This is a genomic window from Paenibacillus sp. LjRoot153 (assembly GCF_964253085.1).
In the GTDB taxonomy this organism is placed as follows: Bacteria; Bacillota; Bacilli; order Paenibacillales; family NBRC-103111; genus Paenibacillus_E.
Map to the genome: position 1 here is coordinate 207,501 of NZ_CAXUQH020000001.1, position 23,668 is coordinate 231,168.

Here is a 23,668-nt window from a genome sequence, read left to right on the forward strand (position 1 = left end):
TGTGGAGGTAAAGCACTGATTGGGTGCGGGGCCCGCCAAGGGTTACCAAGTCCAGTCAAACTCTGAATGCCACAAACTTAAATCCGGGAGTCAGACAGTGAGTGCTAAGATCCATTGTCAAAAGGGAAACAGCCCAGACCATCAGCTAAGGTCCCCAAGTGTGTGTTAAGTGGGAAAGGATGTGGAGTTGCACAGACAACCAGGATGTTGGCTTAGAAGCAGCCACCATTGAAAGAGTGCGTAATAGCTCACTGGTCGAGTGACTCTGCGCCGAAAATGTAACGGGGCTAAACACGCCACCGAAGCTATGGCTTGCACGTATGTGCATGGGTAGGGGAGCGTTGTATGTACGTTGAATTCTGACCGTAAGGACAGGTGGAGCGCATACAAGTGAGAATGCCGGTATAAGTAACGAAAAGATCAGTGAGAATCTGATCCGCCGAAAACCTAAGGGTTCCTGAGGAAGGCTCGTCCGCTCAGGGTAAGTCGGGACCTAAGGCGAGGCCGAAAGGCGTAGTCGATGGACAACAGGTGGAAATTCCTGTACCACCGTAGCCGTTATGAGCAATGGAGTGACGCAGAAGGATAGTGACGCGAGCTGATGGATGCTCGTCCAAGCAGTGAGGCTGGTTAGTAGGCAAATCCGCTAACCGTAAGGCTGGGCTGTGATGGGGAGGGAAATTTAAGTACCGAAGGTCATGAGTTCACACTGCCAAGAAAAGCTTCTAGCCAGGCGAAGGTGCCCGTACCGCAAACCGACACAGGTGGGTGAGAAGAGAATTCTAAGGCGCGCGGAAGAACTCTCGTTAAGGAACTCGGCAAAATGACCCCGTAACTTCGGGAGAAGGGGTGCCTCGGTAGGGTGAATAGCCCGAGGGGGCCGCAGTGAAAAGGCCCAAGCGACTGTTTAGCAAAAACACAGGTCTGTGCGAAGCCGCAAGGCGAAGTATACGGGCTGACGCCTGCCCGGTGCTGGAAGGTTAAGAGGAGTGGTTAGGGGGCAACCCCGAAGCTATGAATTGAAGCCCCAGTAAACGGCGGCCGTAACTATAACGGTCCTAAGGTAGCGAAATTCCTTGTCAGGTAAATTCTGACCCGCACGAATGGCGTAACGACTTGGGCGCTGTCTCAACGAGAGATCCGGTGAAATTTTAATACCTGTGAAGATGCAGGTTACCCGCGACAAGACGGAAAGACCCCATGGAGCTTTACTGCAGCTTGATATTGGACTTTGGTACGATCTGTACAGGATAGGTGGGAGCCTTTGAAGCCTGAGCGCCAGCTTGGGTGGAGGCGCCGTTGGGATACCACCCTGATCGTATCGGAGTTCTAACCTAGTACCGTGATCCGGTATGGGGACAGTGTCAGGTGGGCAGTTTGACTGGGGCGGTCGCCTCCTAAAATGTAACGGAGGCGTTTAAAGGTTCCCTCAGAATGGTTGGAAATCATTCGCAGAGTGCAAAGGCATAAGGGAGCTTGACTGCGAGACCTACAAGTCGAGCAGGGACGAAAGTCGGACTTAGTGATCCGGTGGTACCGAATGGAAGGGCCATCGCTCAACGGATAAAAGCTACCCTGGGGATAACAGGCTTATCTCCCCCAAGAGTCCACATCGACGGGGAGGTTTGGCACCTCGATGTCGGCTCATCGCATCCTGGGGCTGAAGTAGGTCCCAAGGGTTGGGCTGTTCGCCCATTAAAGCGGTACGCGAGCTGGGTTCAGAACGTCGTGAGACAGTTCGGTCCCTATCTGTCGCGGGCGTAGGAAATTTGAGAGGAGCTGTCCTTAGTACGAGAGGACCGGGATGGACGTACCGCTGGTGTACCAGTTGTCTCGCCAGAGGCATCGCTGGGTAGCTATGTACGGAGGGGATAAGCGCTGAAAGCATCTAAGCGCGAAGCCCCCCTCAAGATGAGATTTCCCAGTATGTAAGACCCCTTGTAGACGACGAGGTTGATAGGTTCGAGGTGGAAGTGCGGCAACGTATGCAGCTGACGAATACTAATCGGTCGAGGGCTTAACCTAATATAGGGATCTTTAATCGTAGATTAAAGTCTCTCTGCTATCCTAAGTAGCATACTTTACGTAGAGTTTCGTATCTAGTTTTCAGGGTGCAAGACAGCCTGAATGAATTTTCGATGTTTCCTGGCAGAAGCATCAACGTTTGGTGATGATGGCGGAAGGGATCCACGCGTTCCCATCTCGAACACGACCGTTAAGCCTTCCAGCGTCGATGGTACTTGAACCGCAGGGTTCTGGGAGAGTAGAACGTTGCCAAACTACATAGGGATCTTTTGGTGGAGCCAAAAGTCTCTCAGCTATGAAAGAGTCTTACTTGGAGAAATCCAGGTAAGGCTCTTTTTTTGCATTTATCCACGAAGGAAGAGCCATGAAACCCAAATTAGCTGTAGTAAATACAGCCAATTCAGTTCACGACATTTTTTTAAGCTAGCTAATTGTTTAGCTTAACCTCGGTTATTGTATGTAACAGGACGTGTCCTTACTCGATATTTTCACTAAACCAGCTTTACGGTAAGGTTGGAAACGGAACAGCATCCACAACCGCGGGAGAAGCATCCAGCAGTGGAAGATCATCAAGTGGACCAGCCAAGTACCTGGGATCCAGGGATACATGATGAGGATCAAGGCAAGTCCGATGCAGAACAGGTGAAGCTGTACTTTGGTAACGAGACGAACAGACGCATTGCCTTCAGGTAAGAAGCCGGACCAGAAGATTCCCCAGCGATAGGACCAACCACGCATGGCCATTCCAATGGTGAAGTGGAAATAAGCGCGAATGAGCAGGGTGTGGAAGATGAGCACCAGTGGGTAGCTAACTAGTAGTGGAAGCCAATGAGATGGGTCAAACTTGTACAAGACTAGTAGAATAAGGGACGTATAATAGAGAACTATTTTATATATAGAATGATAAAATCGCCTCATTAACGTGTAGCTGTAAATCGTAGATTGTTTGGATAAATTGGATTCTTGTTTAATTGACATGAAAGAGACCTCCGCACTGCGGTAACGTGTTATGAAGGTATTATCGGCATTTCCCTTCCAAAATATGAGCGTTTAGCTAGTTTAGGAGAATCGAGAATCGGACATACTAGTCATAAAAGATCGTGGGGTGATCATATGGAGGAGAATCGGTTTGGGCTATGTATGATTTGTGAGCAACAGCGGATTGGCGGCATTCATATTGTGACGGCGTTCATATGTGATGAATGTAGTAAAGAGATCGTCAAAACGAATGTTTCAGACCAGAAATACCCGTTTTTTGTGAGTCAGATGAAGAAGGCATTTTACATGGGGAATTCGAGACAGTATATGAATTAAGAGGAGAAGCTTCTTTTATAGAAGCTTTTTTGTTTTTTTACCGGTAATCCACTACTATAGAAGGGTAAATTGAAATTTGAAGGCTAATGTAGCTCAAGGAGTTTGATCTGTGTGTGCAGCGTACATTTACAAAAGGCTCGAGCCCCGCTTTTTGAGGCTATGGTTGCCCATCACGCTACGAAATCTATTAGCCTGCATGTTCCAGGTCATAAATCAGGCCAAGGGCTGCTGGAAGAAGGAACAAGCTTTCTACAATCAATCATGTCCATTGATTATACAGAAATAACGGGACTGGATGATTTGCATCATCCAGAGGGTGTTATCAGGGAGGCAGAGCAGCTCGCGGCAGAATGTTTTGGCGCGGAAGAGACGTATTTTCTCGTGGGGGGCAGTACGGTTGGTAATTTAGCCATGATCGGAGCTATTTGTCAGAGGGACGACCTCATTCTTGTTCAAAGAAATGTACATAAGTCAGTTATTCATGGGCTCATGCTGGCGGGTGCGCAAGCTGTATTCTTAGCGCCAGAGGTTGACGAAGAAACAGGCGTTGCAACAGGTTTACTTATCGAAGTTGTTAAACAAGCGATAGAGCAGTATCCAACGGCGAAGGCGTTATTTATAACAAATCCCAATTATTATGGTATCGGCACGGATTTGAAACCTTTTGCAGAGCTGATGCATGAGAAAGGAAAGCTCCTGCTAGTGGATGAAGCGCATGGTGCGCATTTCGGCTTCCACGAGGAGGTACCTGTATCAGCTTTATCCCAAGGCGCGGACGCTGTCGTGCAGTCTACACATAAGATGCTAACGGCTATGACGATGGGAGCGATGCTCCATGTGCAAGGTCCGAGGATCAACCGTAAAGCCCTCAGACAATTGTTGGCGATGCTGCAAAGCTCAAGCCCATCCTATCCGATTATGGCCTCGTTAGACTTAGCGCGAAAGCGAATGCATACAGAAGGCCAGGCATGGTTGGAACAAGGACTTCATATCATGAAAGAATTCAGAGAAGGGGTAGAGGCGTTGCAATGTCTCCGTGTCTATCCACGGGAAAATCAGCAGTCAAGCGGCACGGGAGTCGTCGAAACGAGGGATCCTTTTAAAATTGCGATCTATGATCCCAATTACCGCATATCCGGAGCCGAGCTCAAAGAACGGTTGGAAGCGAAAGGCTGCTTTGTTGAGATGACAGATGGGTATCTTGTACTACTGGTGTTTTCCCCTGCTAACTCAAGGGAGGATATGCTGCGTGTAGTCCAAGTATTAAGCAACATTTGTTTGGACATCACGAACCGTAAGCAGGAACTTCAGGCGCCTATCTCGAATATAATTAAATTACCCACCTACACACCCATCTCCTCACCAATAAGGTTTGACCATCGTGTCTTGTTTCAAGGGACAACTCAAATGGTTAATATAGAGGAAGCGATTGGGAAGCGTTCAGGTGAGATGGTCATTCCTTATCCGCCAGGTATTCCTTACTTATATCCAGGTGAAGTAATAACGGCTTCTGTAGCTGAGGCACTCGTATTTTTGGCTAGACAGGGCATCAGGTTCCAAGGAACCAATTTTGGACAGACGTACAAATTAACTATATACACAGATCACGAAGGAACTTCGTGAGGCAGTAAGCAGGAGGAAGACGTGAACGGAATATTCATTACGTTTGAAGGGCCGGACGGGTCCGGAAAAACAACGCAGCTTAAAAAGGTAGCGCAGCAGCTACAAAAGTTAGGACATGACGTACTTGTTACAAGAGAACCGGGTGGCACTGCAATTAGCGATAAAATCCGCAGTATCATTCTCGATCCTGTGAATGAGGAGATGGTGGATCAAGCAGAGGTATTGCTTTATGCAGCATCGCGTGCGCAACATGTTCACGAGCTTATCCTTCCAGCGCTGAAAGCTGGTCGAATTGTGCTATGCGATCGATTTATTGATGCTAGTGTAGCCTACCAATCTTATGGGCTTGGTGTTGATATCGAGATGGTGAAGAGTATTTCGAAATATGCGAGCTCAGGTCTGCAGGCAACTAGGACTTATATGATGGACGTTCCCGTAGAAGTGAGTTTGGAGCGATTAAATCAGCGAGCAGGTGCTACTGAGTTTACACAGCAGTTGGATCGTATTGAGCAGAAAAATGTCGACTATCACAGCAGAGTACGTGCGGGCTTTCACCAAATTGCAACCGATCATCCAGAACGAGTCATCATTATTGATGCTAATCGAGATGTAGAACGCATAGCCGCGGATATATGGCAGGACTGCAAGCAGTTGCTTGAGGAACATATTTCCGTCTAAAGCGGAAAACCAATTCTTAGTTTATAATATAAGGAGGCATCACCCATGAAACTAGTCGTAGCCGTTGTTCAGGATAAAGACAGTAACCGTCTCTCTAACGCTTTAATTAAGGAAGGGTTTCGAGCCACGAAGCTGGCAAGTACCGGTGGATTTTTGCGTGCGGGGAATACAACCTTTATGATTGGTACGGAAGATGATCGAGTGCAAGAGGTGATGCAGGTGATTCGAGCAAATTGTAAAATTCGCGAGCAGTTGGTGACACCTGTTTCTCCAATGGGAGGAACGACGGATTCGTACATTCCATTCCCAGTGGAAGTGCAAGTGGGTGGAGCGGCAGTTTTCGTGTTGCCAGTCGAACGATTCGAGCATTTCTAAACATAATCAGCTCTACACAAGGATGGATGCGTCTTGAAAATTAACCCGGGGCTGCAGCCCATCGGTAAGAATATTAAAGTTGGCGAGAATGTTCCACCGCCACAGATAGCTCCGCGGAATTTCTCTGACATCATGCAACAGCACGATGAGAAGTATACGCAGGAGCAGCTGGCCAAAATGGTACAGCAAATTACACTTCAAGGCGATCGCTTGTCGAGAGGCATGACAGTTAGAGAGCTTCTGCAATATAAGCTGCTCATTCGTCAGTTTCTCGAAGAAACAGCTCGTCGAGGGGTTAACTTAAGAGATACGAAGGGCTGGGATCGTCGCGGCCGTTCGAAGAGATATAAGCTTTTGGAAGAAATCGATCAAGAGCTCCTCTTGTTAGCTGATGAATTATTAGAGAATGAGCAGGGGCGGATCGAAATTTTGCATAGAATCGGAGAAATCCGAGGTATGCTGATCAACTTGTTATTTTAAAAAATAAAAGTGTGTAATGGGGCGAAAATAAATGTCCTTCCAAGCTATACCGGGACAAGCGGCGGCCAAAAGGCTGCTGCAGAATGGACTACGTCAAGACAGGCTGTCGCATGCGTATATTTTTAGTGGTCCTGTTGGTACAGGGCGTTCCGAAATGGCAATCGCACTCGCCAAAGCGATCTATTGTCAGAATGGGACGGATGATGCATGCGGTGAATGCTTAGAATGCCGTAAGGTCGAGCATGGCAATCATCCAGATCTCCATATGGTCGCTCCTGAAGGCGCTTCAATTAAAATTGAGCAGATTCGGGAGTTGCAAAAAGAGTTCGCCTACAGGGCAACAGCATCCGGAACGAAAATATATGTCCTGTACCATGCAGAGAAAATGACCGTACAGGCAGCGAATAGTTTGTTGAAATTTCTAGAGGAACCAAACTCTCGTGTGGTAGCCATTCTGATCACCGAGAACGGTAATGCGCTGTTACCTACGATTCAATCGCGGGCACAGTGGATCCAATTTACGCCAATGGCACGTGAGCAAATGGTGCTAACATTGCTGGAAGAAGGGCTTCCTGCAGCATTAGTACAACCTGCAGCGCATGTAACGGCTGGTTTGCAAGCGGCTAGAGATTTAATTGCAGCAAATTGGTTTGCAGAAATGAGAACCGTAATGTTACAATTAGCGAAGGAGACGCTCACACGTTTCCCTACTTCTATGATTACCGTACAACAACGGATTGTGAAAACAGAACTTGCGGATCATGTTTCGGCTTTGTTCGACTTATTGATCCTCTGGTTTAAAGATATGGTGCAGTTGCGTCTTGAGCGCAGAGACAAGCTTGTATATAATGACCAGCTAGACTGGATGAGCTCCCTCGCGTTAAGTCGAGATGTCTCGGTCTGGGTGCGTATGATGGAGCAAGCCGTAGATTTACAAAAGCGACTGCGTTCCAATGCCAATTCTCAGCTGGTTATAGAGAAAATGCTCGTGGAGATGCAGGGGGTGTAAGATGTACTCAGTGGTTGGCGTCCGCTTTAAGAAGGCGGGTAAAATATATTATTTTGATCCCATTGATTTACCGATCGAGAAAGAAAGTGCCGTTATTGTCGAGACTGCACGCGGTGTAGAATACGGCAAGGTCGTGGTGGGCAAAAAGATCGTCAAAGAAAATGATGTGGTTCTACCGCTCAAAAAGGTCATTCGCATTGCGGATGATACGGATGCTAATTTGGTTGAAGAGAATAAAAAAGCAGCCAAGGATGCTTTCCAAACGTGTCATGATAAAATTAAAGACCACAGTCTTAAGATGAAGCTAGTGGACGTAGAGTATACCTTTGACCGAAATAAAATTATTTTTTATTTTACGGCTGAAGGACGCGTCGATTTCCGTGAGCTTGTGAAGGATTTAGCGAGTATTTTTCGGACAAGAATTGAGCTCCGTCAAATTGGTGTGCGCGATGAAGCGAAGATGCTAGGTGGCATAGGTCCGTGTGGGCGAATTCTATGTTGTTCTTCATTTTTAGGTGATTTCGAGCCAGTCTCCATTAAGATGGCGAAAGATCAGAATCTGTCCTTGAATCCGACTAAAATATCAGGGTTATGCGGAAGATTAATGTGCTGCTTGAAATATGAACATGATAACTATGAAAGTGCCAAAGATTCGCTGCCGACGGTTGGCCGATTAGTGATTACTTCTTTTGGCAGTGGAAAAGTATTGGGGCTCAATATTAAAGAACGTACGGCAAAGGTTCAATTGTTTGATCTTGGGAAAGCGCTAGATCTACCATTCGATGATGTTGTTGAACAAGAGTAGAAGATCGAGAATCCAAGGAGGCGCTGGCCAGTAAGCATGCATGGCACTAGAGGTGAAAGCGTGGATAAACAAGATATTTTTGGACAAATAGATGGGATCGAAGAACGAATGGGTACCACGTATGCTGAATTAGGTGCCTTGAAGAAACGGATTATTACCCTCATCGAAGAAAATAAGAGATTAAGCATAGAGAATCAGCAACTCCGTAAGCTCATCCGCCATGAGGAGACCGTGGTCGAGGAGCCGACAAGAGATACTGCTGAGGAACCGGTGCAGCTACCAGGAGCCGGATATGATAATTTAACCCGCTTATACAATGAAGGATTTCATATTTGCAATGTGTATTATGGACACCTTCGGACCGAGGGAGATTGTTTGTTTTGCTTATCCTTTTTAAATAAATAAGTCGTTTGGCCGTAGGGGTGTATCCCTTACGGTTTTTTTCCATAATAAGCAACAAAGAGAAAGGAAAGACGTATGAAGCAAGTTCCCTTACTACCGACTGAACGAATTGATGATTTATTGACATATGATTTGAAAATTATCCAAAGTGACGAAGTGTTCAGCTTCTCGATGGATGCAGTACTCTTAGGGAGGTTCAGCAGTGTTCCGCCTAAGGGGCGAATCGTAGATTTATGTACAGGTAATGGTGTGGTACCTCTATTGTTATCAACAAGGACCCGTGCAGAGATCTGGGGTGTTGAAATCCAGGAACGTTTGGCGGATATGGCTGTGCGTAATGCGGAGATTAACGATCTATCGGAGCGGCTGCATATGGTGCAGGGTGATTTGAAAACAATTCACAAAACCCTGGGACACGGACAATTCGATGGTGTCACTGTGAATCCGCCCTATCTGCCTGTGCTGGGTGGGGAGCAGAATAGCAATGCGCATTTTGCGGCGGCGCGTCATGAGATTTATTGCACGCTGGAGGACGTGATTGCGGCAAGCGCAAAGCTAGTGAAAGCAGGCGGTAAAGTAGCCATGGTACACCGTGCTACGCGGCTTATCGACATCTGCTGCCTGATGAGGCAGTACCGCATCGAACCGAAGCGAATCCGCTATGTGCACGCACGTGCGGGAGAAGAAGCGATGATGGTGCTGATCGAAGGGATGAAGGATGGCAAGCCAGAGATCCGTACGCTGCCGCCTCTAATCGTATACACAGAGAACGAGGAATACTGCCAAGAACTGAAAGACATCTATTATGGAGGCAGGAGCGCTCTTGAGTTCTCATAAATAGGCTAACTGTACGATTAATATAAAGTGATGAGGGATTTAACTGTGAGTGTAACAATACAGAAAAGCTACCGCGAGGATCCTAGCGGTGTAGGCACGCTATACCTGGTTGCCACACCGATCGGCAACCTCGAAGATATGACCTTCCGAGCGATCCGCACGCTGAAGGAAGTGAGCATGATTGCCGCGGAAGACACGCGGCAAACACGCAAGCTGCTGACCCATTTCGAAGTCGCTACGCGACTGGTCAGCTATCACGAACACAACAAGCAAGCAAGCGGCCCAGAACTGGTCCGCTTGCTGCTTGAAGGGCAGAGCATCGCGCTAGTCAGCGATGCTGGCCTGCCGGCCATATCCGACCCAGGTTATGACCTGGTGCGGATGGCCGTAGACGAGGGCGTGCCGGTGGTGCCCATCCCCGGCGCGAATGCGGCCCTGTCGGCGCTGATTGCATCAGGCTTGCCGACAGAGCGTTTCTCCTTCGTCGGTTTTCTCCCCAGGGAGAAAAAGGACCAGACGAAGTTGCTCGAAGGGCTGCAGCATGTGCAAGACACATTGCTGTTCTATGAATCGCCGCACCGCGTGGAGAAAACACTTCTGCGCATGGCGGAAGTGTGGGGGGCGGAGCGCAGGGTTTGCCTCGCCCGCGAGCTGACGAAGCGGTACGAGGAGTTCCTGCGAGGTACGATCGCAGAGTGCCTCGCGCACTTGGAGCAGTTCCCGCCGCAGGGCGAGTACTGCGTCATCGCCGAAGGCGCATCCGACGCGGCCGTGCAAGAAGCGGCTGACGGTTGGTGGGAGGCGAAGTCGCTCGGCGAGCATGTCGCCCACTATGAGGAGCGCGGGATTGATCGCAAGGATGCGCTGAAGCTGGTTGCGACGGATCGCGGATTATCGAAGCGTGATGTATACAATGCGTTGCTGGAGCGCTAAGGTGCCAAGCAAGAGATATCAAAGGGAAAGGCCCTTCTAAGGGGCCAATCCATCTATCATATATAGGATTGCGATATCTTCGATTCACATTCCAATGTGGGGTCTTCTATCTTCTGGCGTCTATACAAAAAAAGATCTCTAACCCGTGGCCGAAGCCAACAAAGTTAGAGATGAAAGGAGATATGAAAAAGGTTAGAATTACCAATAGGATAAGTGCTACTTCTATTATATACTACTTTTCTTATTTTGTCACAGGTGTTGGCATTTCTGATAAACAAATATGACAAACAATTTTTCCTTTGAAGTACGATACATTCTCCGCATTGCCACAGAAGATACAAGCTGGCTCATATTTCTTCAGCATGATGCGCTCACCGTCTACATATATTTCCAAAGCGTCTTTCTCGCCAATACCCAACGTGCGGCGCAGCTCGATTGGAATAACAACGCGTCCTAGTTCGTCCACTTTTCTAACAATTCCGGTAGATTTCATCATATATATAAAACCCCTTTCGATTTTATCAATTTTTTATCAATATCGTCATGTTTCGACATTTGCTTATGACTTATGATACCAACGATTCCCAAAATAGTCAACCATATTTTCACTGAAAACGAGTAGTTTCATCTCTAATTTGATTATTTTTATGATACGGTAAAAAACGATGGTGGCGCTATCTACAAGGGGTTGTAAGGATTATATTACGTACTTTTCAAATGTCTAATTACTAAGAGGTGCTGGAAAATAGGCGCTTGAGCTCTGAATAAATTGGAATTTGATATTCGACATTAATCGACATATCGAAGGATTTCATGTCGGAAATGTCGAAAGTATTTAACTAGATTAAGGGAGGTTCGAGCTGTATGAATGAAGAGAAGGTATTTAAAGATCCCGTTCACAAATACATATATGTGCAAGACGATACGATTTGGGATTTAATTAATACCCGTGAGTTTCAACGTTTGCGCCGCATTCGTCAATTAGGTACGTCCTATTTAACTTTTCATGGTGCTGAGCATAGCCGCTTCTCCCACTCGCTTGGTGTCTATGAAATTACGCGGAAAATTATTTCGCAATTTGAACGCAATCTTTATGAGGATTGGCCAAAGGAAGAGCGTCTGCTATGTCTATGCGCAGCATTGCTGCATGATTTGGGACATGGTCCGTTTTCACACTCCATTGAGAAGGCTTTCGGCACAAGGCATGAGGACTGGTCCTGCCGCATCGTGTTAGGGGATACCGAAGTGAACGAAGTGCTGAGCCGTGTCTCGCCTGATTTTCCGAAGAAGGTGGCAGGTGTCATCTGTAAATCCTATAGCGAAGAAATTGTCGTCAGCCTGGTTTCCAGTCAGTTGGATGCAGACCGCATGGATTATTTGCTGCGTGATGCCTACTTTACGGGGGTTAACTACGGAACGTTCGATCTGGAGCGAATCCTTCGTGTGATTAGGCCATACAAAGGGCATATTGTTGTCAAAGAGAGCGGCATGCATGCCGTTGAGGATTATCTGATGTCTCGCTATCAGATGTACTGGCAGGTTTATTTTCATCCAGTAACCAGAAGCGCTGAAATTCTTTTGCATAAAGTGTTTGCGCGCGCGAAGCATTTGTATGAGGAAGGCTATACGTTCGGATTTATGGTTGAGCCGATTCTTCATCTCATTCAGAATCAAATATCCTTAGAAGATTATTTGCTGTTAGATGAGTCGGTCATGCAAACGATGCTGACTTTTTGGAGTCAAGAGAAGGATGGTATGCTGGGGGATATGTGCAAACGATTCTTGGATCGTAAATTGTACAAGTACAGTACCTTCGATGGAGATCAGGAGCAGCTCATTCAGCGCATGGAAAAAGTGATGAGAGAAGTTGGTTTCGACCCGACGTACTATATGGAAATTGATTTCCCTTCGAATCAATCCTATGACGTGTACAGAGCTGGTGAGAATGATGATAATTTGCCAATCCTCTTGCTGGATCATAAGGAGACGTTAACTGAAATTACGCATCGGTCTGAAATTGTACAGTCGATTAGTGGTTTCCAGATGGGTAAGCATCATGTGTACTATCCAGAGGAGTTGCTTGAACGATTGAATGCCGAAGATTATCCAGATGTTTGGGAGATGTTGGGGGAGCAGGAGTAAGAAGGAGTAAGCAGGTATAAGCAAGATGACAGAACATCATTCATATTCAGTTACATAAGGGAGAACAGTCATGTTAACGGATTCACACACACATTTAAATGCCGAGCAATTTAAAGATGATCAAGATGAAGTCATTCAGCGAGCGTTAGAGGCCGGCGTTACGAGAATTGTGAATGTCGGCTTTAATCGAGAAACGATTCCTAGCTCAATAGAGCTTGCTGAGAAATACGATTTTATTTATTCGACGGTTGGCTGGCATCCCGTAGATGCGATAGATATGATGCCTGGCGATTTGGAATGGATTGAGTCCTTATGCCAGCATGAGAAGGTGGTTGCGATCGGAGAGATTGGTCTGGATTATTACTGGGACAAGTCGCCTAAGGATGTTCAGCAACGTGTCTTTCGGGAGCAAATTCGTCTTGCGCGCAAGCTGGGGATGCCGATTGTGATTCATAATCGGGATGCACATCAAGACATTCTAACGATTCTCAAAGAAGAGAAGGCAGCAGAGGTTGGAGGTATCATGCATTGTTTCTCGGGCAGTTGGGAGACAGCGAAGCAGTGTCTGAATATGAATTTCCATATTTCCTTTGGAGGCCCTGTTACGTTTAAAAATGCGGTGCAACCGAAAGAGGTGCTGGCGCAGGTTCCGCTTGATCGTTTATTGATCGAAACGGATGCGCCGTACTTAACGCCACATCCTTTCCGCGGTAAGCGCAACGAAACCGGTTATGTTCGCTTGGTGGCCGAGACTGCCGCGGAAATTCGGGGAATGACGCTGGAAGAAATAGCTGAAATTACAACCAACAATGCAATTCGGTTACTCGGCCTCAAGTAAGGCGTTTTTCTTAAACTTCCGGCGTAGGACTACGCCGCATGCGAAAGAAATGAAGGCAAGACCGAACAAGGGGACTACGATATACAGGATGGGGGTTCCCATCATAAATGGAATCGTTAGGATGACAAACTCTAGTAGGAGGGTTAGCCAGATGATAAAGGCTAGGGAACCTGCTCTGGCTTGAGGCTCCAATGGATACATATGGAGCCAAAACGTATAGCGATGCGCACGTTCCAATGAAGTAAGCTGAACCATCGAGATCACAAGTGCGATGAACAGGATGACGCTTCGTGCAGTAGTGGAGTCTGCAACGGCAATAGCTAAGATGCCGATCACAGTCAAACGGAGCACAATAGCGAACATCTCAGTGCGCAGCAAAGTCTTCATATATAAGTAGAGAAACGCCGAATCCTGTCGAAATGGAATTGTTCGGGTAATCCCGCTGATCCAACCTCGGCGGGTTATTCGCGTTGGCAATTGAGGTACATCCACGAACCAGTTGAAGAAGGCGTAGAGTCTAGCTTGCTGCTGTTTCTCTTTGGCAATCAGGTAGTCCCATCCGATCACATATCTAGCCACGTATCGGAATGCAATCAGCCAAACGAATACAAGAAGTATCGCAGCTAGGCTTGCCCATAAACTGCTATAGTGAAATTGGATCGTAATTAAGGCAAGGGATGCCACCCATCGAAAACAAACAGAGATGAATCGAGTTCGCTCAACGGCAAATCTTCCTTCCTGCCAACTCGCTAATAGGTTCGCTACTTTTAATAGAAGTAATAGAGCGAAAATGAGAAGAAATGGCTGATTTTCAGTACCTAGACAGTGTTTATAAAGGGGGCTTAATGCGACCCAACCGAGAAATAACCAAACACTCTGAAGTGAAAAGCTATACAGGAAGCTGCTTCGGAAATAGGCACCCATTTCATGTTCAATCCGCAATAGAAACATCCGGTCGGCACTGCGAGTCAGCGTTCGAATGGAGCTTGAAGCGACGAGTGGAACGAGCACGAGCAGCACGATCCATAGGTACGGATAATCTGTCGGAAGACGCTGTAATGTTTTTGCATAATAATAGGAAGAAACGATGACAAGAAACAACAAGAAGCCGATAAAATTACTGCGTGCGGCATACTGCCAATACCCCATGGATTCCTTCATATAATGTTGAAAACGCTGCTTCCATAATGCATGTGTGTTAAATGCATGCGTACTATTTGTTAAGTGACTCATGCCATGTCTCCTTGAACGAGCTTGTAGAAGATGTCGTCTAATGACGCCTGAGGCAAAGCCGTCTGGGTGCGCAATTCGACTAAATCTCCCTGGGCAACCATATGGCCTTCGTGGAGAACGACATAAGCATCGCAATATTTTTCAATTGTAGACAAAATGTGTGAGGAAATGAGAAATGATGCGCCTTTCTTCTTCATTTGAACCATGAGATCAAGCAAGGAACGAATGGCTAAGGGATCGAGTCCGAGAAATGGTTCATCGATTATATATAAAGAGGGTTCGATCAGGAAGGCGTTCATGATCATGACCTTCTGCTTCATCCCTTTGGATAAATGACTTGCGAAGCTATTGAGCTTGTCTTTCATTTGAAACTGCTCTAACAAAGATTGGGAACGGGTTTCATAATCCGCCTTAGAAATACCGTAAGCCATCGCTGTAAGCTCGAGGTGTTCGCGAATCGTAAGCTCTTCGTATAATTCCGGACTTTCAGGCACATAAGCGTATGTCGCGCGGTATGGCAGCGGATTTTCGGCTAGCGTCAAACCGTTAATGCGAATGGACCCTTTTTGGGGTTGAAGCAGTCCGAGAATATTTTTGATGGTGGTACTTTTTCCTGCACCATTAAGTCCGATTAGCCCCATCATTTCACCTTGGCGGATCGAGAAGGTAAGGTTATGTAGAACAGGTTTGTTGGGTAAATATCCACCGAATAAAGCGTTTACTTGCAAGATGGGACCCATCTCAATTGCCTCCCTAAATAGCAAATTATTGGTATTTATCAATCAAATACTTCCAGAATCATTATAAACAAATTTGCATTTTTAGCCTAGTTTTGACCATTATATACTGAAAAATAGAGTATACGTACGTTAAAGTTAGACACATGTAGATATAAGTGGGTTATATGTGAAAAATAATCGAAATTTAATCGATTTAGCCCTTTTTAACGGGTGTTAATCCCTTTACAGGTTGAGATTAACAGCGTAATATACTTTTCATAATAACTTAATATCCAATTTGCCAATTTTCCATTCGCTGAGTTCCAAATGTGGAAACGGGGGAACCACTGCAAGCTTAATGAGCATTCCAATGCGGTTAAGTAAGCAGAGAGTAACAGGGGTGAATCATAGACGTCAAACAAGCAGTTTGCGTCTACGTAGGGCGACTCTCACGTCCGAATCCGTCAGCTAACCTCGTAAGCGTAAGAGAGGTAACGATTGTCGTGCGTGCTATTTGTATTTCACTATGCAAACTAAGCCAGCGAGAAGAGTCCTCTTCTTGCTGGCTTTTTGTCCTCATATAGGGTTTTACACAGATCATAAGACATAAAACAACCCGGAATTCATAGGATGATGAATAGGTAAAAGGGGGGGCGACCAGATTCAGCAAGGCAACAAGGCTGATGATGGCGAGCGTGTTAAGTTAAACTAAAAACCTTAGTCGCGTCAAATTAATCATGCTGTAACCTGGCGGCGAGGCTTTGAAGGAGGACCGAAGAAGTGGGCAGTATCTCAATTAGCGAGACCCATGTAAAACGATCATCCAGCATGTCCTTCGCATTGCGATGGAAGCATGAAAACTTGCGTTTGATTTTAAGCCTAGCTATAATCTCAATCGCAATGACTTTCATGTTTTTGGTGTTGTTGTACGGAACGGCTACCAAGAGCGTATCCGTGGTTGTTAATGGACAAGAAACTATTGTGCACACGAAGCAATGGGTCCTGCAACGCCTACTGGATGAACAAGCCATAACGATTGGTGAGCACGATGAAATTTCAGCTTCACTCACGACCAAGCTCAAGGGTGGAGACAAAATTGTTATCGAGCATGCCTCACCGATTCAATTGACTGCTGATGGAAAGACCACCACTGTTTACACAACTGCAAGAACGGTAGAAAGTGCATTGCAACGTTTAAATATTGCACTTGGGGAGAACGATCGAATTTCTCCCGAACCGACGTCCGCTCTTACAACTGGCGATGAAATCAAGATCGTCCGTGTGAAAAAAGAGACGGAGGAAGTCTCTGAACCGATCGCATTCGAGACAGAGAAAAAGAATGACGCATCTTTACTTAAAGGGAAAGAGCAAGTAGTCCAAGAAGGTAAAGAAGGCGTATTGGTCAAGAAGAAAGAAAAGACTTTCGAGGACGGTGTTTTAGTCGCGGAAGCAGTTGTGGGTGAAGAAGTACAAACAGAAAGTGTTAAAAAAGTAGTATCGGTAGGCACGAAAAATCCCGTGGTTGTGCTCTCTGCCTCTTCGCCGAGCGTGGATGAGGTTTCCAAGAACGGTGTGACATTCGGCTACAAACAAATTCTCAAAAACGTGAAGCTTACTGCTTATTCAGCGGACGCTGCGTCGACAGGCAAAACTGAGGGCTCCTCTGGGTATGGTAAAACCTACACAGGTACTACCGTGACTGAAGGGCGTACAATTGCCGTCGATCCGAAGGTTATTCCGCTTGGTTGGTGGGTGTACATTGAAGGGATTGGTTTCCGTCGTGCTGAGGATATTGGCAGCGCCGTGAAAGGCCAAATGATCGATGTTTACTACGAAGATCACGGTTATGCAAATAAATTCGGCACGAAGCAAGGGTACACCGTGTATGTGGTTGGCCCTACAAAACCGTCCCAAAACTAACGTGTAAACGGTAGTTCCGGCGGGAACACTACTAAATACACGTAGCTTGGCATCTGCCTGCGCGAAAGAAGAGGAGACCCCTCTTCTTTTTCTGCGTACTGGGGAAGGAAAACGGTGATGATAAAAGAAATGATCGTAGTGGAAGGTAAGGACGATACAGCTGCTATCAGGCGGGCTGTGCAGGCGGATACGATAGAAACAGGCGGCTCCGCTATCGGACAAGCCGTACTCAAGCGAATTGCGCTGGCTCAGCAGCGCAGAGGCGTCATAATATTCACGGATCCGGATCACGCAGGGGAACGGATTCGCAAAATCGTGGCAGCCAAGGTGCCTGGCTGCAAGCATGCCTTCATTACGCAGGAGCAAGCTGCGTATAAAGGCGACATCGGCGTCGAGAATGCGACGCCAGAGACAATCCGCCAGGCGCTTCAGAGCCTGCGAACTGAGTATGATGCGGCAGTCTCGCAGTTGACGATGGAGGACCTGATCGCTGCCGGTCTCATCGTGCATCCGGATGCGGCAGCTCGCCGCTTGGCCGTAGGCAATGCGCTGGGCATTGGTTATTGCAATGGCAAGCAATTTTATAAGCGTTGTGCGATGTTTCAGATTTCGCGAGAGGAATTTGAGGCGGCGCTCGAACATTTGAATTGAACACACCTGAATGACGAGAAAGAGAACCTAATAGATAATGAGGTCTAACCTATGACGATATCCGGGCAAGAAGTAGTTGTGACTGCAGAAGATGTAGCAACACCCAGTAAAACAAAACAAATTATTAAGAAAAATGGTCTCGTGCTGAAAAAAAGCTTGGGCCAGAACTTCTTGATTGATCAAAATATATTGAGCAAAATCGTCTTGGCCGCTGAGCTCGGGCCTACGAAAGCTGCGCTTGAGATCGGCCCCGGCATCGGCGCGCTCACACAGCAGCTAGCCAAGCTCGCTGGCCGCGTGCTGGCCGTCGAGATCGATCAGCGTCTGCTGCCCATCCTGGACGAGACGCTGGAGCCTTACCCCCATGCCACTGTCGTTCATGGGGATATCTTGAAGACCAACCTGCCGGAGCTGTTCCGGCAGCATTTCGAAGGCATGGAAGGCGTCAGCGTTGTCGCCAACCTGCCTTACTACATCACGACGCCGATCATCATGAAGCTTCTTGAAGAGAAGCTTCCCCTGGAGAATATCGTCGTGATGATTCAAAAAGAAGTGGCCGACCGCATGGCGGCTCGCCCGGGCACCAAGGACTACGGCAGCCTTAGCATTGCCGTGCAGTTCTATTGCGAGCCGGAGCTTGTCACCATCGTGCCTCGCACCGTCTTTGTGCCACAGCCGAACGTCGATTCCGCTGTCATTCGACTGCGAGTGCGTCAAACGCCGCCAGTCGAAGTGGCGGACGTGGACTTCTTCTTCGCTGTCGTCCAAGCGTCCTTCGTTCAGCGTCGCAAAACACTCTATAACAACCTCGCGGCGAGGTTCTTTACGAAAGAGAACAAGCCTGAGCTGGAAGCGTTGCTGCACGGCATTCAGATCGAGCCTTCACGCCGAGGCGAAACGCTCAGCATGGAAGAGTTCGCACGCTTATCAACGGCACTTCGTGCGCACGGCTGCAAATAAACCCGCACCAAATGCCTAGTCTCGCCATAGGATACCCTTAGGAGGGGATTTGTGCGATGAGGCAAGGAGATTTTGTTACCCGTATTTCCTATGGCGGCGACGTCGTGTTTAAAATTGAACGAATTGAACATCTCAAGGCCATTCTGAGGGGTGTCGATTTTCGGTTACTAGCAGATGCGCCGCTCACGGATCTGACGAAAACGAATCCTAAGGAGACCTTAGATCATCCACGGTCAAGCTCGCCTGAATTTCGTGAGTCGCTGCGTCGACTGGCGGTGTCCCAAGTGCAATTGCAGGAGAAGAATCAAATAGCCGTCAACCATAAACAAAAGTCACAACCGACTCATAACAGCTATTTTGAAGTGCCAGGGAGAGTCCTACACTTGGATGGCGATCCGAGCTATCTGCGAAAAAGTATGCAGCTCTACGGCGAATTACGCGTACCGGCAGAAGGTTTCTTCATTCCTGAGGCGCAAATGGCGGAAGCACTGCAAAGATTGCTTCCTCAATATAAACCGGACATTGTCGTCATTACGGGTCATGATGGTATTTTAAAAAATCGACAAAGCGTGAGCCCAAGTAATCTGTCGAGCTATAAGAATTCCCAAAACTTTGTGAATGCGGTTCGTGTAGCCAGACAATATGAGAGGAATCGTGATTCTTTAATTATTGTGGCAGGCGCTTGTCAGTCGCATTTCGAAGCCTTATTGCGGGCTGGGGCTAATTTTGCTAGTTCTCCTGCGCGCATACTCATTCACGCCTTAGATCCGCTATGCATCGCTGCTAAGCTATCCTATACCCCAACAAGAGAAACAATTTCGATGTTGGATATTATGGATTTGACGGTGACAGGCCTAGAAGGGCTAGGCGGGGTTGAGACGCGCGGCAGTTATCGGATGGGTGTTCCTGGTATTCAGCACACAGAAGAGTCTGTGTAGCTGAATTAGGCGCCCCAAGAGGACGAAATATGGTTTGTAGACATTTTATACGAGTGAATGCCTACCTGAATTGTGCGATTCAAAGAAACGCTTTCTTGTCATGAACTCCGTATGGGAGGATGACAGAAAGTGTTCTTTTTTTTGTCCTCAGCAGGCTGTTGATCAAATATATGAGTTAAAGTTTTACTTTAACTATATTTCTTCATAAACGCTCCGTCTTTGAAGGACGGCGTAGACGTTTATTTTGCCTGTGTTTGCTCAATGTTCGTAACTTCTAGGGAAGAAGTTTCTCCTTAACTGGAAAAGTGTGAATAATTTGCGAACATTGGTGACAACCTGAAGGGAGGGGAAATCAGAAAACCTATAAAAATGCCGTTGACAACGGGATTATGGTGCTGATATAATATTTGACCTCATTTGACATGATGGGGTGAATGGGTTATAATTGACTAGGAAAGAGGTGGTAGTTGACAATGGCAAAAAATGCGCTATTGGAAATCAAACGCAGTTTGGAGCCCCATGTTGGGCAGAAGATCATGTTGAGAGCGAATGGCGGCCGTCGTAAGACTGTCGAGCGTTCCGGTGTTTTAGAAGAAACCTACCCTTCTGTGTTTATTGTGAAATTAGATCAAGAATCCCACGCCTTCAAACGAGTGTCATACAGCTACGCCGATATCCTCACCGAGTCCGTCGAAGTTACCGTATGCAACGATGATGGTCAGGTTCGCATCACTTACATACAGCATTAGCTTAATAGCGTTCCGATATTGAACAGGCCCTTGTGGTCTGTTTTTGCTTTGTATCTGACCTTTATCTAACCTTTAGCATAGATCCCTCAAATACTAGGGCATACTAATAGAAATCGTCATCAATCACTGCTTATGATGGTTGCAGCGTTCATTGTGCGCAAATGATAAGGAGGATTTGGTATGAGTCGAAGAAGAAGTGTGATGTCTGAGAACTTTAAATACGAGCTAGCGAAGGATCTTGGTTTCTACGATGTTGTACAGCGAGAAGGCTGGTCAGGGATTCGCACGAAGGATGCAGGGAATATGGTGAAGCGGGCAATTCAAATTGCACAGGAGCATCTGGCCAAGCAATACGTTTCAGCTCCGAACAACGTGCAGACCACCCCGTCTAACTATCGTCAGACGACTGCTAGTCAGCCAGCATTTAACGGACAGGGCAATACAAACTATACACCGTCATATAACAGTCATCATCAGCAACAAACGGGTCCTATGAATTATCCGCCGACTGGTTACCAGCAGTCTTACCAGCAGTCCGGACAAGGGACGCAACGTCCGTATTACAGCTAAAGCAAATGCTTTAGCTTTTTTTTTATGCTTTTGTTATAATATCGGGGTGGCTAACGAGCAAAAGAAGGTGATCGGATGAAGATTTTTGAGAAAGCACCGGCTAAAATTAATTTGTCTCTTGATGTTTTACATAAAAGGCCAGACGGCTACCATGAAGTTGAGATGGTTATGACGATGGTGGATTTAGCTGATCGGATCGAAATGCAGGAGATGGCGCGTGACACGATTATCATATCGAGTCAGGCGGGGTATATTCCACTCGATGAGAAGAATCTAGCCTTTCAGGCTGCGCGTCTCATTAAAGACCGCTATGACGTCAAACAGGGCGTCTATATTCACTTGGACAAGCGGATACCTGTGGCTGCAGGTTTGGCTGGCGGGAGCAGCGACGCAGCGGCTACACTGAGAGGTCTCAACCGTCTCTGGAACCTTAATATCCCAAATGAGGAGCTTCAGGTGCTTGGCGCAGAGCTAGGCTCGGATGTGCCTTTCTGTGTGACAGGAGGGACGGCTCTTGCAACAGGGCGTGGCGAGAAGCTGGAGCATATCACGGCTCCACCTCAGTGCTGGGTTGTCCTAGCGAAGCCTCCTATTAATGTATCGACCTCAGAGATCTACGGAAAGCTGAACGCGCGTGAAATCAAGCATCATCCTTCCACGGCGGGTGTATTAAGTGCGATACGGGACAAGCAGTTCGATCGTTTGTGCGATAATCTAGGCAATGTACTGGAGGAAGTGACGCTGGATCTGTATCCAGAGGTCAGACATCTGAAAGAGTGTATGCAGCGCTTAGGTGCAGACGGTGTATTGATGTCGGGCAGCGGGCCAACCGTCTTTGGCCTTGTTTCCAAGGAGGCGAAAGTGCCTCGCATCTATAACGGGCTGCGAGGCTTTTGTAAGGATGTTTATGCTGTGCGCATGCTGACCTAAAGAAGCTTATTTGAGCCCCGTGATGGGGCTCTTTTTCATCTAAAGGGGTATAATGGAAAGGGAGGATCGTGAATCCTACTTGATGTTAGATATATGTTAAGTTTGTGTTAACATATTTTTCATGGTTAGCTTGAACAAATACGTATAAAAGTGGTATATTTTCATTATAATATTCGGATTTTGGGGGGTAGTGCGATGAAAAAGTTGAAAAGGAGCGCTAGGCTGGTAGAAATGACACAATATTTGTTATTTCGCCCCCACTCGTTAATCCCTTTAACGACTTTTGCCGAGCGTTACAACTCCGCGAAATCTTCCATAAGCGAAGATCTTGCCATCATTAAGGAAGTTTTTGAAGAAGAAGGATTAGGCGAACTGAATACGCTGGCCGGAGCAGCCGGAGGCGTGAAATTTTCACCGAAGGTACCCAAAGAAATATCACTGAAGTTTATCCAGAACCTATGTTTGCAACTTCAACAACCAGAACGGATTCTTCCGGGTGGATATTTGTATATGTCAGATATTATGGGACAGCCCCAGTATTTGAACGAAATTGGCAAAACCTTTGCATCCGCTTTCGCTGGTCGCGACGTGGACGTGATTATGACCGTTGAAACCAAAGGGATACCGCTTGCTTACGCGACGGCCACCTATATGAATTTGCCTGTTGTTATCGTACGTAGAGACAGCCGGGTGACGGAAGGTTCGGCCGTTAGCATTAACTATGTGTCGGGCTCCAACAAGCGGATCCAGACCATGTCATTAGCAAGGCGCGCACTGAAGGAAGAATCCAAGGTGCTGATCATCGATGACTTCATGCATGTTGGCGGAACGATTCATGGCATGATGGACCTGTTGGCGGAGTTTAAAGCGACCGTGCAAGGCGTAGGCGTATTCATGGAATCTTGCGAGGCCGAGGAGCAGTTGGTGGATAACTACGTGTCACTAGCTCGGTTATATGGCGTAGACTCCAAGACGAAACAAATTACGGTAGAGCCTGGCAACTATTTTGATTCGAAATAAAGGAGAACTCTAAAGATGGAACTCATTTCAACTTCAGCAGCACCTGCTGCTATTGGGCCTTACTCACAAGCGGTAAAACTGGGAAACCTGTTGTTCACTTCCGGACAAATCCCGTTAGGCTTAGATGGTCAAATCGTAGAAGGCGGCATCAAGGAACAGGCTGTTCAAGTTTTTGAAAATTTGAAAGGCGTGCTTGAAGCAGCGGGTTCATCTTTCGGGCAAGTTGTGAAGGCCACTGTCTTCTTGAAGGATATGAACCAATTCGGCGAGCTGAATGAGATCTACGCTACCTACTTCGGTGATCACAAACCTGCTAGATCTACCGTTGAAGTTGCGAGATTACCACGTGATGTTTTTGTCGAAATTGAACTAATTGCTGTGATTCCTGTCGAAATTTAACAGAAACATTAAGAACACATTAAATTATCAAAAATTTCAAAAAAATAAGAAGGAATTTGCATGGAGATGTTGAATATATCACCCAAGTCTCAGAGATGGAAAAAGGTGGTGAACACAA

24 protein-coding genes, 2 rRNA genes, 1 pseudogene and 1 riboswitch (1 of these 28 running past the window's edge) are annotated in these 23,668 nt (G+C 46.9%); of the genes and pseudogenes, 23 read left to right on the forward strand and 4 right to left on the reverse strand.

Features of this window, described 5'->3' with window-relative positions; translation table 11 throughout:
- Nucleotides 1-2,025: ribosomal RNA gene (locus ACSQ8P_RS00865) — 23S ribosomal RNA — on the forward strand (it extends 892 nt beyond the left edge of the window).
- Nucleotides 2,026-2,163: 138 nt separating this feature from the next.
- Nucleotides 2,164-2,280 (forward strand): 5S ribosomal RNA (gene rrf / locus ACSQ8P_RS00870).
- A gap of 195 nt (nucleotides 2,281-2,475) precedes the next feature.
- Here the strand turns inward: rrf and ACSQ8P_RS00875 are convergent.
- Nucleotides 2,476-3,003, reverse strand: a complete 528-nt coding sequence (locus tag ACSQ8P_RS00875; RefSeq protein ID WP_436233499.1) for a hypothetical protein — start codon at nucleotides 3,001-3,003, stop codon at nucleotides 2,476-2,478.
- Between the two features lie 135 nt (nucleotides 3,004-3,138).
- Here ACSQ8P_RS00875 and ACSQ8P_RS00880 point away from each other — a divergent pair, with 135 nt between their 5' ends.
- The 10 genes from ACSQ8P_RS00880 to rsmI all read left to right on the forward strand — a co-directional run bounded on the left by ACSQ8P_RS00880 (nucleotide 3,139) and on the right by rsmI (nucleotide 10,481).
- Nucleotides 3,139-3,339 (forward strand): sigma factor G inhibitor Gin, encoded by a 201-nt coding sequence (locus tag ACSQ8P_RS00880; RefSeq protein ID WP_436233500.1) that lies wholly within the window; start codon nucleotides 3,139-3,141, stop codon nucleotides 3,337-3,339.
- Between the two features lie 111 nt (nucleotides 3,340-3,450).
- On the forward strand, nucleotides 3,451-4,962 hold the full coding sequence (locus ACSQ8P_RS00885) for an aminotransferase class I/II-fold pyridoxal phosphate-dependent enzyme (protein WP_436233501.1): 1,512 nt from the start codon (nucleotides 3,451-3,453) through the stop codon (nucleotides 4,960-4,962).
- A 21-nt stretch (nucleotides 4,963-4,983) separates the two neighbouring features.
- Nucleotides 4,984-5,640 carry a dTMP kinase gene (gene tmk / locus ACSQ8P_RS00890; protein WP_436233502.1) on the forward strand — a complete coding sequence of 219 codons (657 nt, stop codon included), beginning with the start codon at nucleotides 4,984-4,986 and terminating at the stop codon, nucleotides 5,638-5,640.
- 45 nt (nucleotides 5,641-5,685) lie between these two features.
- Nucleotides 5,686-6,015: a cyclic-di-AMP receptor gene (locus ACSQ8P_RS00895; protein ID WP_056618038.1), complete on the forward strand. Its 330-nt coding sequence runs from the start codon at nucleotides 5,686-5,688 to the stop codon at nucleotides 6,013-6,015.
- A gap of 33 nt (nucleotides 6,016-6,048) precedes the next feature.
- Nucleotides 6,049-6,495, forward strand: a complete 447-nt coding sequence (locus ACSQ8P_RS00900; RefSeq protein ID WP_436233503.1) for a YaaR family protein — start codon at nucleotides 6,049-6,051, stop codon at nucleotides 6,493-6,495.
- 31 nt (nucleotides 6,496-6,526) lie between these two features.
- Nucleotides 6,527-7,504: a DNA polymerase III subunit delta' gene (gene holB / locus ACSQ8P_RS00905; protein WP_171629537.1), complete on the forward strand. Its 978-nt coding sequence runs from the start codon at nucleotides 6,527-6,529 to the stop codon at nucleotides 7,502-7,504.
- Between the two features lies 1 nt (nucleotide 7,505).
- Complete coding sequence (locus tag ACSQ8P_RS00910; protein WP_436233504.1) at nucleotides 7,506-8,309, forward strand: PSP1 domain-containing protein; 804 nt, start codon at nucleotides 7,506-7,508, stop codon at nucleotides 8,307-8,309.
- Nucleotides 8,310-8,369: 60 nt separating this feature from the next.
- Nucleotides 8,370-8,714: a DNA replication initiation control protein YabA gene (yabA, locus tag ACSQ8P_RS00915; RefSeq protein ID WP_436233505.1), complete on the forward strand. Its 345-nt coding sequence runs from the start codon at nucleotides 8,370-8,372 to the stop codon at nucleotides 8,712-8,714.
- A 72-nt stretch (nucleotides 8,715-8,786) separates the two neighbouring features.
- Complete coding sequence (locus ACSQ8P_RS00920) at nucleotides 8,787-9,548, forward strand: tRNA1(Val) (adenine(37)-N6)-methyltransferase (protein ID WP_436233506.1); 762 nt, start codon at nucleotides 8,787-8,789, stop codon at nucleotides 9,546-9,548.
- 45 nt (nucleotides 9,549-9,593) lie between these two features.
- Entirely contained in the window at nucleotides 9,594-10,481 is an 888-nt protein-coding gene (gene rsmI / locus ACSQ8P_RS00925; protein ID WP_436233507.1) for a 16S rRNA (cytidine(1402)-2'-O)-methyltransferase, read from the forward strand.
- 241 nt (nucleotides 10,482-10,722) lie between these two features.
- Here the strand turns inward: rsmI and ACSQ8P_RS00930 are convergent, their stop codons facing one another.
- The gene (locus ACSQ8P_RS00930; protein WP_028609554.1) at nucleotides 10,723-10,977 is read right to left on the reverse strand and encodes an AbrB/MazE/SpoVT family DNA-binding domain-containing protein; all 255 of its coding nucleotides are present in this window, start codon (nucleotides 10,975-10,977) and stop codon (nucleotides 10,723-10,725) included.
- Nucleotides 10,978-11,345: 368 nt separating this feature from the next.
- Here ACSQ8P_RS00930 and ACSQ8P_RS00935 point away from each other — a divergent pair, with 368 nt between their 5' ends.
- Together ACSQ8P_RS00935 and ACSQ8P_RS00940 are read left to right on the forward strand one after the other, a co-directional pair.
- A complete protein-coding gene (locus ACSQ8P_RS00935) occupies nucleotides 11,346-12,623 on the forward strand; it encodes an HD domain-containing protein (RefSeq protein ID WP_436233508.1) in 1,278 nt (425 codons plus the stop codon).
- Between the two features lie 70 nt (nucleotides 12,624-12,693).
- Entirely contained in the window at nucleotides 12,694-13,461 is a 768-nt protein-coding gene (locus ACSQ8P_RS00940) for a TatD family hydrolase (RefSeq protein WP_436233509.1), read from the forward strand.
- Here ACSQ8P_RS00940 and ACSQ8P_RS00945 read toward each other — a convergent pair.
- A complete protein-coding gene (locus ACSQ8P_RS00945; RefSeq protein WP_436233510.1) occupies nucleotides 13,444-14,694 on the reverse strand; it encodes an ABC transporter permease in 1,251 nt (416 codons plus the stop codon). The genes ACSQ8P_RS00940 and ACSQ8P_RS00945 overlap by 18 nt on opposite strands.
- Nucleotides 14,691-15,434 carry an ABC transporter ATP-binding protein gene (locus tag ACSQ8P_RS00950; protein WP_436233511.1) on the reverse strand — a complete coding sequence of 248 codons (744 nt, stop codon included), beginning with the start codon at nucleotides 15,432-15,434 and terminating at the stop codon, nucleotides 14,691-14,693. Before ACSQ8P_RS00950 ends, ACSQ8P_RS00945 begins: the two co-directional genes overlap by 4 nt.
- Nucleotides 15,435-15,717: 283 nt before the next feature.
- Nucleotides 15,718-15,911, forward strand: a riboswitch (cyclic di-AMP (ydaO/yuaA leader).
- A 282-nt stretch (nucleotides 15,912-16,193) separates the two neighbouring features.
- Between ACSQ8P_RS00950 and ACSQ8P_RS00955 the strand changes: the two genes are divergently transcribed.
- From ACSQ8P_RS00955 to ACSQ8P_RS00995, 9 genes and pseudogenes are all read left to right on the forward strand, one after another.
- The gene (locus ACSQ8P_RS00955) at nucleotides 16,194-17,333 is read left to right on the forward strand and encodes a ubiquitin-like domain-containing protein (RefSeq protein WP_436233512.1); all 1,140 of its coding nucleotides are present in this window, start codon (nucleotides 16,194-16,196) and stop codon (nucleotides 17,331-17,333) included.
- 117 nt (nucleotides 17,334-17,450) lie between these two features.
- A complete protein-coding gene (gene rnmV / locus ACSQ8P_RS00960; RefSeq protein WP_436239425.1) occupies nucleotides 17,451-17,984 on the forward strand; it encodes a ribonuclease M5 in 534 nt (177 codons plus the stop codon).
- A 51-nt stretch (nucleotides 17,985-18,035) separates the two neighbouring features.
- On the forward strand, nucleotides 18,036-18,944 hold the full coding sequence (gene rsmA, locus ACSQ8P_RS00965) for a 16S rRNA (adenine(1518)-N(6)/adenine(1519)-N(6))-dimethyltransferase RsmA (RefSeq protein WP_436233513.1): 909 nt from the start codon (nucleotides 18,036-18,038) through the stop codon (nucleotides 18,942-18,944).
- Between the two features lie 56 nt (nucleotides 18,945-19,000).
- Complete coding sequence (gene yabG, locus ACSQ8P_RS00970) at nucleotides 19,001-19,882, forward strand: sporulation peptidase YabG (RefSeq protein WP_436233514.1); 882 nt, start codon at nucleotides 19,001-19,003, stop codon at nucleotides 19,880-19,882.
- Between the two features lie 473 nt (nucleotides 19,883-20,355).
- Complete coding sequence (gene veg, locus ACSQ8P_RS00975; protein ID WP_028557365.1) at nucleotides 20,356-20,631, forward strand: biofilm formation stimulator Veg; 276 nt, start codon at nucleotides 20,356-20,358, stop codon at nucleotides 20,629-20,631.
- 180 nt (nucleotides 20,632-20,811) lie between these two features.
- Nucleotides 20,812-20,982: pseudogene (locus tag ACSQ8P_RS00980) on the forward strand (small, acid-soluble spore protein, alpha/beta type); the annotation flags it as partial.
- Between the two features lie 294 nt (nucleotides 20,983-21,276).
- Nucleotides 21,277-22,131: a 4-(cytidine 5'-diphospho)-2-C-methyl-D-erythritol kinase gene (gene ispE, locus ACSQ8P_RS00985; RefSeq protein ID WP_436233515.1), complete on the forward strand. Its 855-nt coding sequence runs from the start codon at nucleotides 21,277-21,279 to the stop codon at nucleotides 22,129-22,131.
- A gap of 195 nt (nucleotides 22,132-22,326) precedes the next feature.
- Entirely contained in the window at nucleotides 22,327-23,151 is an 825-nt protein-coding gene (gene purR, locus ACSQ8P_RS00990; RefSeq protein WP_056617995.1) for a pur operon repressor, read from the forward strand.
- Nucleotides 23,152-23,166: 15 nt separating this feature from the next.
- Nucleotides 23,167-23,550 carry a RidA family protein gene (locus ACSQ8P_RS00995; protein ID WP_436233516.1) on the forward strand — a complete coding sequence of 128 codons (384 nt, stop codon included), beginning with the start codon at nucleotides 23,167-23,169 and terminating at the stop codon, nucleotides 23,548-23,550.
- Nucleotides 23,551-23,668: the final 118 nt, after the last annotated feature.

What these genes read in the sequence shown, in the direction of transcription:
- ACSQ8P_RS00875 (WP_436233499.1), bottom strand. Translation starts at nt 3,003, where the DNA reads ATGTCAATTAAACAAGAATCCAATTTATCCAAACAATCTACGATTTAC.
- ACSQ8P_RS00880 (WP_436233500.1), top strand. Translation starts at nt 3,139, where the DNA reads ATGGAGGAGAATCGGTTTGGGCTATGTATGATTTGTGAGCAACAGCGG.
- ACSQ8P_RS00895 (WP_056618038.1), top strand. Translation starts at nt 5,686, where the DNA reads ATGAAACTAGTCGTAGCCGTTGTTCAGGATAAAGACAGTAACCGTCTC.
- holB (WP_171629537.1), top strand. Translation starts at nt 6,527, where the DNA reads ATGTCCTTCCAAGCTATACCGGGACAAGCGGCGGCCAAAAGGCTGCTG.
- ACSQ8P_RS00910 (WP_436233504.1), top strand. Translation starts at nt 7,506, where the DNA reads ATGTACTCAGTGGTTGGCGTCCGCTTTAAGAAGGCGGGTAAAATATAT.
- ACSQ8P_RS00920 (WP_436233506.1), top strand. Translation starts at nt 8,787, where the DNA reads ATGAAGCAAGTTCCCTTACTACCGACTGAACGAATTGATGATTTATTG.
- ACSQ8P_RS00930 (WP_028609554.1), bottom strand. Translation starts at nt 10,977, where the DNA reads ATGATGAAATCTACCGGAATTGTTAGAAAAGTGGACGAACTAGGACGC.
- ACSQ8P_RS00935 (WP_436233508.1), top strand. Translation starts at nt 11,346, where the DNA reads ATGAATGAAGAGAAGGTATTTAAAGATCCCGTTCACAAATACATATAT.
- ACSQ8P_RS00940 (WP_436233509.1), top strand. Translation starts at nt 12,694, where the DNA reads ATGTTAACGGATTCACACACACATTTAAATGCCGAGCAATTTAAAGAT.
- ACSQ8P_RS00945 (WP_436233510.1), bottom strand. Translation starts at nt 14,694, where the DNA reads ATGAGTCACTTAACAAATAGTACGCATGCATTTAACACACATGCATTA.
- ACSQ8P_RS00950 (WP_436233511.1), bottom strand. Translation starts at nt 15,434, where the DNA reads ATGGGTCCCATCTTGCAAGTAAACGCTTTATTCGGTGGATATTTACCC.
- rnmV (WP_436239425.1), top strand. Translation starts at nt 17,451, where the DNA reads ATGATAAAAGAAATGATCGTAGTGGAAGGTAAGGACGATACAGCTGCT.
- rsmA (WP_436233513.1), top strand. Translation starts at nt 18,036, where the DNA reads ATGACGATATCCGGGCAAGAAGTAGTTGTGACTGCAGAAGATGTAGCA.
- yabG (WP_436233514.1), top strand. Translation starts at nt 19,001, where the DNA reads ATGAGGCAAGGAGATTTTGTTACCCGTATTTCCTATGGCGGCGACGTC.
- veg (WP_028557365.1), top strand. Translation starts at nt 20,356, where the DNA reads ATGGCAAAAAATGCGCTATTGGAAATCAAACGCAGTTTGGAGCCCCAT.
- ispE (WP_436233515.1), top strand. Translation starts at nt 21,277, where the DNA reads ATGAAGATTTTTGAGAAAGCACCGGCTAAAATTAATTTGTCTCTTGAT.
- purR (WP_056617995.1), top strand. Translation starts at nt 22,327, where the DNA reads ATGAAAAAGTTGAAAAGGAGCGCTAGGCTGGTAGAAATGACACAATAT.
- ACSQ8P_RS00995 (WP_436233516.1), top strand. Translation starts at nt 23,167, where the DNA reads ATGGAACTCATTTCAACTTCAGCAGCACCTGCTGCTATTGGGCCTTAC.